Raw genomic sequence first — 13,542 nt, 5'->3', positions numbered from 1 at the left:
CGTTATCAATGGGGTGAATGCTAGGGGAGAAACCAGAAAACATAGTACAGAACGTATTAAATTTAACAATAATACTAATTGTTAAATTTCCGTTACATAGTTATAAATTTCCCCGCCGACTTACTTAATGTACCTGGGTTAACATTTTCCTTAACTACGTTATTGGGAAAATTTAAGCCCGTTGGAGCTTTGTTAGTTGTGAATCTCCATGTTGTTGTTGAGTTGGGAAAACCAGCATAGTTGTTACTAGCTAAGTCCCGAATGGCGGTGTTAGCAATTTGTACATAATAACCTGTTCCTGATGCTAGATCATTAGTGGGATTAATGGTTAGTTGAGTACCACTAATGGTGACATTGCTATTAGTCACTGCAATGGTTTCTACTGTGGAATTATCTGATACCTTTTTGATAAAAATGTTGCCTGTACCTTTTTGAATGGCTTCATTAAAGTTCACCACTAAATTGGCATTTACAGCCACACCTGTAGCATTATCTGTGGGGGTTAAACTGGTAGCTAGTGGAGGTGTTGTGTCTTGTATATCATCATTAGTAATAGTTCCCGTAACACCAGAGGTTGTTCCCACAGTGTAACCACTACCCGCTGCTAGGGTTAAAATTACAGTCTCATTGTTTTCAACTGTGGTGTCTGCTGTGGGGTCAATAGTCAGGGTTCTTGTACTACTTCCTGCTGTAAAGGTGATGGTTTTTCCTGTTCCTGGTGTTGCACCTGTATAATCACTGCTACCTGCTGTACCTGTAATACCATAATTGACGGTGAGGGCGTTAGCTGTACTTCCAGTTCTGGTGAAGGTGTAAACTAAGTTTGTTGTACCATCTTCTTGTACACTGCTTGGTGATACTGCTAGGGTAATGGTGGGTAAAGCTACATAAGCAAAGTTACTGCCAGTTAGACTCAAGCCTGTTTGATTTCGGACTATACCAATAAGTTCATCAGGTTCGGTATTTGGCTTGTTGATTAATATTTGAGTATCTGCACCGACAACAGCCAAAAGGTAATTACTACTTGTTCCTTGAAGTTGAATAATATCTCCAATGTTGAAGTCAGTAATATCGGCATAGTCGTTACTACCATTATTCAAGGTATTACCATCTTCATAGTAAGCCTTGGTAGCATTTCCTAAGATAAAGATATCGCTTCCTGCTCCACCTGCAAGGATATCTATTTCCCCTAATCCAGGAGTAAGACTTGCTTCATTAACACCATTAATAGTATCATTACCATCACCCGCATTAATGGTATCGTTCCCCGCACCACCATTAATAGTATCATTACCACCACCTGTAACTATACTATCACCAACAGTTGTTCCCGTAATTTGGAAGCGTTCTATATTACTGAAACTTACTTGGTCATAAAAATACCAGCCAGTTTGGTAATTACCATTAAAACCACCATTCCCATTACTGGAAATTGAGCTATTAATCCCACTATAGTAGTCATTACTGGAGTAATCTAATATTAACAGGTCATTCCCTGCTCCCCCATCAACTGTGTCCTGTCCTAACCCCGCATTAATTGTATCATCTCCATCACCTGTACTAACAGTGTTATTGAGACGTTGAGTAAAACTAATCAGGTCGTTACCACTACCTGTGCTGACATTAATAAACTTTTCAATGTTAGTAACACTCGTACCATCTGGAACGGTAATGGTCGGATTATTACTATCGTTAATAGTGATAGCTGTGGTTGCTGAACTGAAGTCAGCATCTGTAAGGGTGTCAATTCCATCACCCCCATCAATTATATTGATTCCTGTACCCGCATAAATGGTATCATCTCCCGCACCACTATTAATAGTATCATTACCATCACCTGTAACTATACTATCACCAACAGTTGTTCCCGTAATTTGGAAGCGTTCTATATTACTGAAACTTACTTGGTCATAAAAATACCAGCCAGTTTGGTAATTACCATTAAAACCACCATTCCCATTACTGGAAATTGAGCTATTAATCCCACTATAGTAGTCATTACTGGAGTAATCTAATATTAACAGGTCATTCCCTGCTCCCCCATCAACTGTGTCCTGTCCTCGTAAGGGATTAATAGTGTCATCCTCAGAACTTCCTGTAATCGTATCATTTCCGTCAGTTCCCGTAAAATTTTGCTGCTCTACTGGTATGCTTTGCCCATTTAAAGTAATTATACTATGATCATCCTCTGCCTTTAATACTCGTAAAGTCTCCACATCCAGACCTTGACCCTGTACCAAAGCCGCAAAAATCGCCCCTTCATCTCCAGCGCTATCCGTCTGGTTAATTTTAGCGTCTACAAAATGCCCAATTTCCTCCAACAAAACCCCACTAATAGCTGCTAAAGAAGCAGCAGCAACAAAGGTATTTGATAAATAAATCTTATTTATACTACTAGCATAAGCGCCATTAGCACCGCCAAGAATACTACTATCAAGAACTTCTATTTGGGGAAGTTGACTAAAATCCCCAGTTTCCCACTGTAACCGCATAATTTCCGCAAGGCTGCGGTTATATTGTGTACCAAAAGCAGTATCAAAAACCTGCCAGAATTTGTTTTTATTGGCAAAATTAATCAATTGATTGTATATTATAGGAAGAGCGGAGTTAAGTAGGATGTTCATAAATATACGACTTTATAGTTTGTAATACTGTGCTATGTTCTTATTAAGAGTAAATTGTTATTGGGAGTAAATGTAGATAAATATGAAATTTACTACCCGACTCACAATAAAGTACAATGGTTTTAAAACATACTAAATTTAATACGCCCAAAAGAGGATGTCAAGACCTCAAAGGTATGTAAAAGCGGTAAAAAGTCTCTAAAAGTAATATCCTGTCATCAGTAAAAACCCTCACCAACCCCATTAGTCAAAAATTTATATCCTGTACTAAACCCGCGAAGATGGGTCTTGTCTGTGTAGTTTCACTAGAAGACGTATTAAAGGCATGATAAGATATCAAAAAGTTTTGACTTGAATGGGGGGCGTAGTGTTAAATATTGAACAGATAATTGAAATTGCAGATAACCAAGTCTTTGAACATCAAGGACGGCATCTCAATGATTTACAAAGAGCTATCCTGGAGGGGACACTACAGGGTAGAACTTACGCAGATATCGCCAAAGAACAGCACCGCAGCGAAAAATACATCAAGGATAGCGCCAGTAAACTGTGGAAATCCTTATCTCAAGCAGTTGGAAAAAAAGTTAATAAATTTAATATCAATTCAACTTTAGGTAGATGTAGTTTCTCTTCAACTAATATTTTCAAAGGAATACAAATCAATAGTGGTAATCTATTTAAAGAATCTGCACCATCACCAGAAAATGATGAAATTATCCATAAACAAGAACAGATAACTTTTCATATAGATTTAAAAGATGCACCTGAAGTAAGTGATTTTTATGGACGCAAAGTAGAATTATCATTACTACAACAAAAAATCCTGCAAGAAAAATGTAATTTAATCAACTTACTGGGTATTAAAGGTATTGGAAAAACTGCTTTAGCTTTAAAATTAGTTGATAATATCAAAGAAAACTTTGAGTTCGTTATTTATAAAAGTTTAAAATCTTTACCTAGTTTAACACAACTAATTACAGAGACAATTTACTCTAATGATCAGGTGATTCCAAATAACTCATCTCATCAACTTTCACAATTTAAAAAAGCCCTAGAAAAACACTGTTATCTGATTATAATTGACGATGTTAACTGTATTTTCTCAAAGCATCAAGTATCAGGTAAATATCAACAAGGGTATGAAGAATACGGGAATCTCTTTAAATTATTATCAACAACCAAACATCGAAGTTGTCTAATTGTCAATAGTAGTGAGGAAATTCGTGAATTATCTAAACCACAAACTGATCATAGTCATGTTTTCACCTTAGAATTATTAGGATTAGGTGATGATGGTCTAAACATTCTTAAAAAATTTGGCTTGAAAAATGAAGAAAATTATCAAAAATTGCTGAATATTTATGAGAGAAACCCCCAATATTTACAAATTATTGGTTATCTTATTCAGGAATTATTTGCAGGTGACACCAATAAATTTTTGCAGCTAGAACAACCTTTTATAGATATTGAACTAACGGCTTTTTTAGAACAAAGTTTAGATATTTTACTACCATCAGAAGTAGAATTACTGCATTTTATAGCTAGTCAAAATGGCGTAATTTTATTAAGTGAACTGGAAAATAATTATCAAGTTTATGAACCAATAGTTAGTAGTATTCAATCCCTAAAAAGGCGTTTCCTTGTCTCTATCCAACAGATAAATGAAGAAGTGAGTTTACATATTTCATCTGTGATTAGGAAATTCTACCATAAATAAACCCCTCTCCAAACCTCTCCCCGACGTGGGGAGAGGCTTTGAAACCCTCATTCCCTTGTAGGGAAGGGGGGAAGGTGGGTTAGGTTTCTAGAGATTATCGGTTTCATCTAATACTTTTCAAACAACCTCTTAGAGCAAGTGGTAACCCTACAGATTTATTAATTTGCTACTATCTCAAGACAATTGACGCACTCTACTATTTAGGCTAAAAAACCAACCCACAAAAAATTATCAAATTTAACCAAATCACGAAAATTCAAAAATTAATAACTTAATCAAACCTGGAAAAATCATCCTTTCACCACTTGCAGTTATCCATAAACAATGTTATGATAGAACATAATAAAATCAATTTAGTCTAAAAATTAAAATCTCAAAATTCCCCAACTAAAAAACCGGAAATTACCGCACCTTTCAACAAACATCATCAAGTTCGGAGTAATCCCAAGAGTGCATTTGACGGAAAGGAAGACCCATCTTTTGGAATACATACTTCTCTTTCACACCAGAAGCGATTAAGTCTGGCTTAAGAGCTTTAACAAACTCTTCAAATTCAAAAGCGGTTACGTCGTCATAAACGATAGTACCGTTATCAATGTAGTGGGTAGTACGTTTATAGTCGTCGTTATGAGCGAACTCATAACCAGTACCTACCAACTTCATACCCAAATCTTGGAAAGCGGGTACAACGTGACGGGGACGTAAACCACCAACCATCATTGCAACAGTCTTACCTTCCAAACGAGGACGGTACTTAGCAACGATCGCATCCATAGAAGGCTGATATTTAGCAATAACTTTCTCAGCGTTTTCTTGGATCTTAGAATCAAATTTAGCAGCGATCGCTCTTAAAGATTCAGCAATCTTGGTAGGACCGAAGAAGTTATATTCCATCCAGGGAAGATAATTTACTGGTTCATGAAACCATTACGGGGCAAGATTTCCGGCTATTAGGTTTTAGCGTGTCTTAATTTTGGCTTAAATGTCTTCTTGAATCTACCCTGGATGTCTATTTTATCAACGGTTTGCTAATTCGTGTCGTAGCTTAATCTGCTTTCTTTGTCGTTTAGCAATAGCAGTTTACAAATATCCAATTACTTCCGATACAAAAAAGCTTTTTTGAAGAAGGATTTAAAGGCATCTTGAAAAGGCGATCGCAAATTTGTGAAATTAAATAGCGATCGCCTTTTTTTGTAAACACCTGTCACTGAATTAGCAAAACTTCCCCAGCCGTTAACCGCAACTCTGGGAATGTTGGGGAAATTATCACCTCATCACCTCTAAACTGAGAAACCTGATATTCCCCATCAATCAATGAATAAATAGACAAGGTTGGCTGCTTAGGACTGCCAATAAATCTTCTGCCACCCAATCCTAAATAATCCAAAATCCAATATTCAGGAATTCCCATCACTTCATAATCATTTGCCTTGTTTGCATAATCTGTCTGCCAGTTAGTGCTAACAACTTCAGCTACTAATGGAATTGATGCTGATTGAGTCAGTGTTGAATGTTTCTGCCACAGGGGTTCGTTTACCAGATTGAGGGGATTCAAAAGTACGATGTCAGGACAATAAGCAGATTCGGTTGTTGGTGGTTTGACAAAGGCACTTTTAGGAATTACGTAAGGAAGATTTTTTTTATCTACTTCTACCGTCAATTTACGACTGAGTAGAGCAATTACCATCTCATGGTCCCCTGACGGCTGATTCATCTCAACAATTACCCCGTTATGTAGTTCATAGCGTACCCCTGTGTCTGGATACCATTCTGCGAATTGCTCAAAGGTTACTGGTTTTGGTAAGACTTGAACCATGTTTCACCTCTTGATCGTGATAGCTACTATTTTAGGGTGGGCAATGCCCACCATAGTTCCTGAAAAATATATATTTTAAATCCCTGCAATAGTGGGATTTCTATTACACAATGATCTCGGATGTTACATAAATCGAAAAATCAATATTTTCTATTTATCTACTTTTTCCCAGACACTTGTGTTTGATTCGTCAAGCAGTTCGATAACTTGTTGCTCAATAGACCTCTCCGAAAATGAATGTAGAGACGTTGCATGCAACGTCTCTACAAGGGTTCTGGAAACCGCACATTTAATTACCGGAGATGTCTAATAGTTTTATCATCTTGGGCATTAAGGACAAACAACCTTAAAATATATATGCGTTACTCAAATGAACGCAGATATAGCAAAAGTATGGTCGGTTAAACCGACAGTTTAATTAAATCATTAAATCCTGGTTTATGATACGTTATTTCCTTGTTTTAGGCTTAACTGAAAAGTATTGACATCCAAGTGGTGTGTCATAATTTTGTTGTTCATAACAACACCTCAGATACTTGCTTCCGTGCTAATGCCTGTTTCAACAATTCAACCTCTGCTCTTAACCGGGCATTGTCTTCCTTCAATGCCTCAACATCATCCTTCTTATCAACAGCCAACCTAATAACTTTCTTCCGATTTTCCAAACTAAACCACTTTTGATAAACCTCAGTGTGAATCTCCACCGAATGACCCAAATTATCAGCAGCAGCCTTAATTGGTACACCCATAATATGCGCCCTAATTGCCCAAGCATGGCGTAAATCATAAGGTGTAAAAGGAATACTTACCCTCCTAAACCAAGAGGAACAATTAACCCTAATGGTGTTGATATCAGTAAAACGGGTTTTACCATCAACTTGATTTTTTAACAGTTCCAAAAACTCAGGATTCTTTAAATCAAACAACTCAACCCAGTCAGGATGTAGGGGTAAAGCTTCCCTATATCCTGTTTTAGTTTCCGGTGCAACTTTCCAAGTATTATCAACATTTTCAGAACTTAACCACCAATCAATATCAGGATTTACAAATACCTCCCGTGGTCGTAATCCATAGGTAGCAAGCATCCCATACACCCACTGCCACATCTTCCAACTTTCTAAACAGCTTCTTTTAATAGTTCCTTTTCTAGAAACTGAATAGTTATAAAAATTCTGGTAAAACTTAACCACATCCTCATCACTGGGAATATCCCTAACCTGAGTTTGTGGTTTTTTAATCTTGATATTATCCAGAGTGAAAGTAGTTAAATTTAAAGTAGACCTGAGAACTTTTAAAGTTTTAATTGCACTCTGTTTGGCGTGGTCATTATGTAAATCTGCAATCACTGAATCTATCGAATCTTGAGTTAATAAAGTTTCTGTACCTACGTAGCGTTTGAGGTAATCGAGATAGTAAGAAAAAGTATGTTTACTTTTTTCTGTTAACTTACGAGATTTAAAATATTCAATTTCAAAATCTTTTAGAACTTCACTAACAGTTAGAACAGTATCTTTAACCCTAGCAATCTTACCCAAATATTTATCATTCCATTCAAACTGCTTACGGGCGATCAGCTTGCCTAACTCCTGTGCCTCCTCCTCAGCCGTCTTGACCCCATCCAAATTGGCAGGGATGCCTAAAGAAATTTTGTACTGCTTGTAGCCGGTCCCATTGCGATCGCTATCCCCTGACTTAATTGGTAAAGAAGCTTGCAGTTGAATAGAATCCTTTGCCACTACCAAACCAACCTTGACCTTACCTGCCTTCAGCCGTGCCTTGGCATCAGCTAGAGCTTTCTGAAATTTCCTATCTAAATGTTGTTTCGTTGCGGCCATCTGCTTTTTAGTTCCTAAGTAACTGCCATCGGTAGAAGCAGGAGGCTCAAAGCCGTCAAAAATGCCCTGATCAGAGATTCCCATCGGTGTCTTAAATTTGGCTTAAAATTTTAACGATTTTCCGTTCATCTTAAACAGTGTTCAAATCGAGCAAAGTTAGACGTGGACTAAATCGTACTTTACGACACCATTAACTCATACTTTGTACAGGGAATACCATAAGCTTCTTCCATGTGACGGCTGATATAGTTCATAGAACGATAGCAGTGGATGAGGTTGATCTTCACATTGGGAGTCAACAACATCTCATTGATAGTACCGTCACCAGACCACTGAGCAACAACACGCAAACCAATTTCTTCTAATAAGATACGGCTTGCCCAAGCATCACCACCGATGTTATAGTCACCGATGATTGCTACGTCGTAAGGAGTACCTTCAAACTTGAGAGTACCGTCTTTCTTAGCTTTGTCTGCTCTGGGGAATACCCAGTCACGGATTTGGTCGTTAGCGATGTGGTGACCCAAGGACTGAGACACACCACGGAAACCTTCGCAACGTACAGGAATAACGGGTTTACCGAGTTTTTTAGCAGCTGTCTTAGAAACCGCTTCGATGTCATCCCCGATTAGACCGATAGGACATTCAGATTGAACGGAAACACCACGGTTTAAGGGGAATAATTCTTCTAATTCTTCGATCAGTTTCAATAACTTCTTGTCTCCACCGAACACGATGTCGCGTTCTTGGAAGTCAGAAGTGAAGTGCATAGTACCGAAGGTATCAACACCAGTTGTACCTAAGTAGTAGTTACGACGACCAGACCAAGACCAGTAACCGCAACCTACAGGACCGTGGCTGATGTGGATCATGTCCTTAATAGGACCCCAAACCACACCCTTAGAACCTGCATAAGCACAACCACGAGCGGTCATTACACCAGGTAAGGATTTGATGTTAGACTTAACACCACAATCAGATTTACCTTCTTCGTGTACATTGAGGTGCTTTTCGCGCTTCTTAGCAGCCTTTTCGGGATAAGCTTTAAGAACGTCTTTAATCAGTTCTTTTCTTTCTTCAACAATCTTCTTGTTGTCTGGAGGAGTCATGTCTGGCCTCTGTTAGCTCTTTTAGATATTGTTTAGGTAGGGATGGGGAAGTTAATCCCCAAGCTTGGGTAGGAAAGGAAGGTAAAAAGGAAGTGATGTAGAGTGTTCCTTTTTCCTATTCCTCAATTACTGAATACTACTTGGTTGCAGAAGCTGGCTTACCGATGATTTCAGCGTGCTTAGAATCATCGTCAAGAATACCGTATTCGATCAACAGAGCTTCTAATTCATCCATTTCTATTGGGGTAGGAATGGTGAGGTTCTTGTTTTCGATGATCTTCTTAGCTAATGCACGGTATTCGTTAGCTTGGTTGCTGTCGGGAGCATACTCGTTAACGGTCATACGACGCAATTCTGCGTGTTGAACGATGTTGTCACGAGGTACGAAGTGAATCATTTGGGTGTTCAAACGTTTAGCCAAGGTTTCGATGAGTTCGTGTTCCCGGTCAGTTTTACGGCTGTTACAGATCAAACCACCTAAACGTACACCACCGGAGTGTGCATATTTCAAAATACCACGAGCGATGTTGTTTGCAGCGTACATCGCCATCATTTCACCAGAGGTAACGATGTAGATTTCTTGTGCTTTACCTTCACGAAAAAGATTATTTATCTTATAAAAATAGCTGTAAAATGTTCATTTTAGACAGTGTTTGCGGTAATCATTGTCTGGAGTGAACGGTTTTTTTATTAGGGTAAATCTAGGGTATGGACAGAACACAGGAAGCATTTGCCGATTTTCACCAAACAGCTATTACCGATGGGGGATATTTAGGCAGAATGCAAGCAGTAAATGAACAAGAAAATCATCTAACAGCAAAATTAACTACAGAATTAAAAGCAATTAATGGTAGATTAAAGGCGGCAAATGTTGGTGTTTATATCCGCAAATCTGGCAATTCTTTACAGTTGAGATGCACTTTACCTATTAAACCAGGAGATTTTGATAAAAACGGTAGCGGTACAAAACAATATGATATTTCTTTGGGTATTCCTTTTAATTTTGATGGGTTGAATACTGCTGAGGAAGAAGCTTATGAGTTAGGAAAGTTAATTGCTAGAAAACAGTTTCAATGGACTGATAAATATTTAGGAAAAACTCGGATTAAAGCTAGTTTAAAAACCATTGGTGATTTAGTTGCAGATTTCGAGAAAAATTATTTTCAAACTCGGAAACGTACTTTAAAAAGTGAAAATACTTTTAGTAGTTATTTTTATATTGCCCAAAAGCATTTACCCAAGGATAAATTAGCGATAAATGCTAATTTTATTGAAGCTGTGCAAAATTGCCAATCTTCGGATAGTGTGAAAAATGAATTGATTAAGGTAATTCGGGTTTTGTGTAAATGTTCTGGCTTAGAAATTCCTGAATTAAGCAATTTAAAAATTAAACCCAGTACAAAACGTAAACGTGATATACCAACAGATACAGAAATAGAAAGAGAATATTTTAAGTTTGAAAATTACGCCATTAACCGTCCTAGTAAATTGATAACTAGGGAAGATAGAAATAATTGGAAATTGTGGAGATGGGTTTATGGAATGTTAGCAACCTATGGTTTAAGACCTATTGAAATATTTGTAAAACCGGATTTAGATTGGTGGTTATCTGCCGATAATATCATGAATACATGGCGAGTAAATGAAGAATGTAAAACCGGAGAAAGGGAAGCTTTACCATTATATCCTCGTTGGGTAGAGGAGTTTAATTTAAAAACTGATTTAGAAGCAATTGAATTATTAAAGGCAAAAATTCAAGATAAAATTACGAGTAAAGAAATTAATGCAGCGCGACATGGTACAGATAGATGGTTTAGATTTGTAGGTGTGAATTTTCAACCTTATGATTTACGTCACGCTTGGGCAATTCGAGCGCATTTAATGGGGATTCCTATTAAAGCTGCTGCTGATAATTTGGGTCATTCTGTGAATATGCACACTTCGATTTATCAAAAGTGGTTTAGTTTGGAAAATCGGAAGGTTGCTATTGAGGAAGCAATTAAGAAAAAATCCAAGGTGGAAGAATTGCAAGAGATGGTAATGACGTTAGAACAGGAAAATGAGAGGTTAAGAATTGAGAATGAAAGATTGAGATTGCAAATGGCAAATCAAAGTTTAATGAGTTTGTAATTTGTGGTGTAATTCGTAGGGCGATCACTCTTACAACCAAACACCAGAAATGCGTTAGCGTAGCTCACCGCAGGTATCGCTTTATTTGATTATTGATTATTATTTTTTCTAGGCCGCACCTTGAAAGCTAAATCTGCACGATAAAAACACACATCAAACTCTGCAAAAAAATTTGTATGTCCTAATATTACAGGTGCATCTCTAGATTCTGTCCAAGCAAATGCCAGCAAAACAGGGGAAAATTCCGCAATGGTAGCTGATAAAATCAATCCTCGCGCTTGGAAACGACCTAAATTACCGCTCAATTGAATTGGAACTTTTTGATCTTCCCAAACTGCTCCTAATTGTAGACCTATTTCGTAGGGTAATACATTAACGCTTGCACCTGTATCTAGCAAAGCCATAACTTCAACAGAATTGTTTTTGTAAGTCAAAGTTAATGTTAAATAAGGCATTACACTGGAAATACCAGGAGTATTACTTCGCTCAATAAAGGGAAATCTTTTACCTTCAAGCATTGCCTTTTTCCTTTGCTGCTGTTAGCATATCAGATAATGTTTGGGCAGCTTCGTGAGCATCATAAGGAGACCAAACAATTGCTTCAGTAGATGCTAGTTGCTCTAGTAATAATTTTTCTTGTGATTGATAATCTGGAGATTCTAAATTACATCCTTCTTCTTTTGCTACTGCTAATAGTAGAAAATGGATAAGACGCAGTTTATCTTGATGGGATAGTTGACTAACTTGAGGTAGTAATTCATTTAATGGCATATTCTAAATATGGATTGGGAATTGGTAATTGGTGATAAAGTTCCTGTTTTTGTCCTGTAAATCCTGAAATCCTGGACATCCTGATTCAGACATTATACAGTTTTTAATGGAAGCGATCGCACCCCCACAAACCACACACCGGAAAAGCGTTAGCGTAGCTTACCGCAGGTATCGCTTGCAAGGAAATTGTTTCATAAATCTTCTGGTTGTAACCCGGTTTTTTTAGCAATACGAGAAAGCATTTTCGCCCCAATTTCATCACTATCTCGAAATGCAAATACATAATCTTCCCAACCTTCTCGCTCTAAGATTTTATGCGATCCGGTTTGTCTTTTAACACTCCATCCAATTTTCTCTAGTGCTGCTAACACTTTTTTGGCTTTTGTAGATGACCATTGACTCATATTCTCATCCTCTATGCAGCAATAAAGGTGAGACTTGTTAAACCTAAGTTCATTTCGCCATGTTCCAGTTTATCAGCAATTACTCGCAAAACTAATGCTTGTACATTAGATATTGCTTGTTGTTGAGTCGAACCATAAGCTAAAACGCCTGGAATTTCTAAAATTTCTGCTATCCAACGTCCATCTTCTTCTTGTTCAATTTCAATAGTGAAGTGATTAGATATTGAGTTCTGCATTATATTAACTCCACAGGATTTAATTTTCTTTGTAGTTGTTGAAAAACTAATTCACCTTCAATTACTTCCCCTTGACGAAGTTGTTCTGTTCCTTCAGCAATTTTTCGTCTTAATTCACTAAGTTGCTTTTCTTTTTCATCATGTTGTTCTAAAAGTTGAAAAGCTACAGATAATAACTCATCAACATTTTTATACTTACCTTATTTTATTTTTTCAAGAATGTATTTTTCTTGATCTGGTTTAACTGCAATTTGCATCTTTTTCTCCTTGCTGATGTTTTAATTAATAATGATCAGAAATAGATACTCTTTAGCAATTATAACATTAAATCACTTACCTTGAACTTTGAGTTTCTCAAAATTTGAAACAATATTGCTATTTTAAATCAAATTGACTGAGTTTATGTTAACATCATAAAAATGTTCAATAAATTTAACGCTATGACTATAAACATCAATGTTGAACTTCCCAATGATGTTTTTTCTGCCCTTCGCAGTAACCCAGAAAATTTTGTTCAAGAAATGCGTTTAGCTGCTGCTGTAAAATGGTATGAAGTTGGGATGATTTCCCAATCTAAAGCGTCTGAAATTGCTGGTGTTAGTCGTCATCAATTTTTAGAAGCACTTCACCGTTATCATGTTTCACCTTTTCAGGTTACTCCTGAAGAATTAGCTGAGGAGTTAGCGCGTGAATAGAAAATGGGTGGTGAATAGTTCACCATTAATTGTATTAACTAAAATTAATCAGGTTCATCTACTGACAGAACTTTGTAATAGACATATCCGAAAAAGAATCAAATTATGGTATAACAGGATAAAATCGTGTACCTACCCTGAGATTATGAGCAACATAGTTGAGTACATTCATAACAATCCTGAAGAATCACAACGGTTATTAGGG

The 13,542-nt window shown here is 37.1% G+C and carries 10 protein-coding genes and 3 pseudogenes; 3 read left to right on the top strand and 10 right to left on the bottom strand.

Features of this window, described 5'->3' with window-relative positions:
- Positions 1-92: 92 nt before the first annotated feature.
- Positions 93-2,624, bottom strand: a complete 2,532-nt coding sequence (locus IQ237_RS25045) for an Ig-like domain-containing protein (protein WP_194059964.1) — start codon at positions 2,622-2,624, stop codon at positions 93-95.
- 367 nt (positions 2,625-2,991) lie between these two features.
- Here IQ237_RS25045 and IQ237_RS25040 point away from each other — a divergent pair, with 367 nt between their 5' ends.
- Positions 2,992-4,341, top strand: coding sequence for an NB-ARC domain-containing protein (locus IQ237_RS25040; protein ID WP_194059963.1), 1,350 nt, complete (start codon positions 2,992-2,994; stop codon positions 4,339-4,341).
- Positions 4,342-4,773: 432 nt separating this feature from the next.
- Here the strand turns inward: IQ237_RS25040 and IQ237_RS25035 are convergent.
- From IQ237_RS25035 to nifH, 5 genes and pseudogenes are all read right to left on the bottom strand, one after another.
- Positions 4,774-5,244, bottom strand: a pseudogene (locus IQ237_RS25035) (nitrogenase component 1); the annotation flags it as partial.
- A 301-nt stretch (positions 5,245-5,545) separates the two neighbouring features.
- The gene (locus IQ237_RS25030) at positions 5,546-6,157 is read right to left on the bottom strand and encodes a Uma2 family endonuclease (protein ID WP_194059962.1); all 612 of its coding nucleotides are present in this window, start codon (positions 6,155-6,157) and stop codon (positions 5,546-5,548) included.
- A gap of 515 nt (positions 6,158-6,672) precedes the next feature.
- The gene (locus tag IQ237_RS25025; protein WP_194059961.1) at positions 6,673-8,076 is read right to left on the bottom strand and encodes a site-specific integrase; all 1,404 of its coding nucleotides are present in this window, start codon (positions 8,074-8,076) and stop codon (positions 6,673-6,675) included.
- A 113-nt stretch (positions 8,077-8,189) separates the two neighbouring features.
- Positions 8,190-9,101, bottom strand: a pseudogene (locus IQ237_RS25020) (nitrogenase component 1); the annotation flags it as partial.
- 136 nt (positions 9,102-9,237) lie between these two features.
- A pseudogene (nifH, locus tag IQ237_RS25015) lies at positions 9,238-9,699 on the bottom strand (nitrogenase reductase); the annotation flags it as partial.
- 110 nt (positions 9,700-9,809) lie between these two features.
- Here nifH and IQ237_RS25010 point away from each other — a divergent pair.
- Positions 9,810-11,231 carry an integrase gene (locus IQ237_RS25010; RefSeq protein WP_194059959.1) on the top strand — a complete coding sequence of 474 codons (1,422 nt, stop codon included), beginning with the start codon at positions 9,810-9,812 and terminating at the stop codon, positions 11,229-11,231.
- An 89-nt stretch (positions 11,232-11,320) separates the two neighbouring features.
- Here the strand turns inward: IQ237_RS25010 and IQ237_RS25005 are convergent, their stop codons facing one another.
- The 4 genes from IQ237_RS25005 to IQ237_RS24990 all read right to left on the bottom strand — a co-directional run bounded on the left by IQ237_RS25005 (position 11,321) and on the right by IQ237_RS24990 (position 12,642).
- Positions 11,321-11,749, bottom strand: coding sequence for a retroviral-like aspartic protease (locus IQ237_RS25005; protein ID WP_194059958.1), 429 nt, complete (start codon positions 11,747-11,749; stop codon positions 11,321-11,323).
- Entirely contained in the window at positions 11,742-12,002 is a 261-nt protein-coding gene (locus IQ237_RS25000) for a hypothetical protein (protein WP_194059957.1), read from the bottom strand. Before IQ237_RS25000 ends, IQ237_RS25005 begins: the two co-directional genes overlap by 8 nt.
- Positions 12,003-12,193: 191 nt before the next feature.
- Positions 12,194-12,406 carry a type II toxin-antitoxin system HicA family toxin gene (locus tag IQ237_RS24995; protein ID WP_194059956.1) on the bottom strand — a complete coding sequence of 71 codons (213 nt, stop codon included), beginning with the start codon at positions 12,404-12,406 and terminating at the stop codon, positions 12,194-12,196.
- Between the two features lie 11 nt (positions 12,407-12,417).
- Positions 12,418-12,642 carry a type II toxin-antitoxin system HicB family antitoxin gene (locus tag IQ237_RS24990; protein WP_194059955.1) on the bottom strand — a complete coding sequence of 75 codons (225 nt, stop codon included), beginning with the start codon at positions 12,640-12,642 and terminating at the stop codon, positions 12,418-12,420.
- Between the two features lie 440 nt (positions 12,643-13,082).
- Here IQ237_RS24990 and IQ237_RS24985 point away from each other — a divergent pair, with 440 nt between their 5' ends.
- Positions 13,083-13,337 (top strand): UPF0175 family protein, encoded by a 255-nt coding sequence (locus IQ237_RS24985; RefSeq protein ID WP_194059954.1) that lies wholly within the window; start codon positions 13,083-13,085, stop codon positions 13,335-13,337.
- Positions 13,338-13,542 lie beyond the last annotated feature (205 nt).

This window comes from Sphaerospermopsis sp. LEGE 08334, from assembly GCF_015207205.1.
Lineage (GTDB): Bacteria > Cyanobacteriota > Cyanobacteriia > Cyanobacteriales > Nostocaceae > Sphaerospermopsis.
The sequence above is the reverse complement of the archived record's forward strand: the minus strand, read 5'-3'. Positions and strand labels throughout refer to the sequence as shown.

Bases quoted from the DNA above. Each gene is read 5' to 3' on its own strand.
- IQ237_RS25045 (WP_194059964.1), bottom strand. From the start codon at position 2,624: ATGAACATCCTACTTAACTCCGCTCTTCCTATAATATACAATCAATTG.
- IQ237_RS25030 (WP_194059962.1), bottom strand. From the start codon at position 6,157: ATGGTTCAAGTCTTACCAAAACCAGTAACCTTTGAGCAATTCGCAGAA.
- IQ237_RS25025 (WP_194059961.1), bottom strand. From the start codon at position 8,076: ATGGGAATCTCTGATCAGGGCATTTTTGACGGCTTTGAGCCTCCTGCT.
- IQ237_RS25010 (WP_194059959.1), top strand. From the start codon at position 9,810: ATGGACAGAACACAGGAAGCATTTGCCGATTTTCACCAAACAGCTATT.
- IQ237_RS25005 (WP_194059958.1), bottom strand. From the start codon at position 11,749: ATGCTTGAAGGTAAAAGATTTCCCTTTATTGAGCGAAGTAATACTCCT.
- IQ237_RS25000 (WP_194059957.1), bottom strand. From the start codon at position 12,002: ATGCCATTAAATGAATTACTACCTCAAGTTAGTCAACTATCCCATCAA.
- IQ237_RS24995 (WP_194059956.1), bottom strand. From the start codon at position 12,406: ATGAGTCAATGGTCATCTACAAAAGCCAAAAAAGTGTTAGCAGCACTA.
- IQ237_RS24990 (WP_194059955.1), bottom strand. From the start codon at position 12,642: ATGCAGAACTCAATATCTAATCACTTCACTATTGAAATTGAACAAGAA.
- IQ237_RS24985 (WP_194059954.1), top strand. From the start codon at position 13,083: ATGACTATAAACATCAATGTTGAACTTCCCAATGATGTTTTTTCTGCC.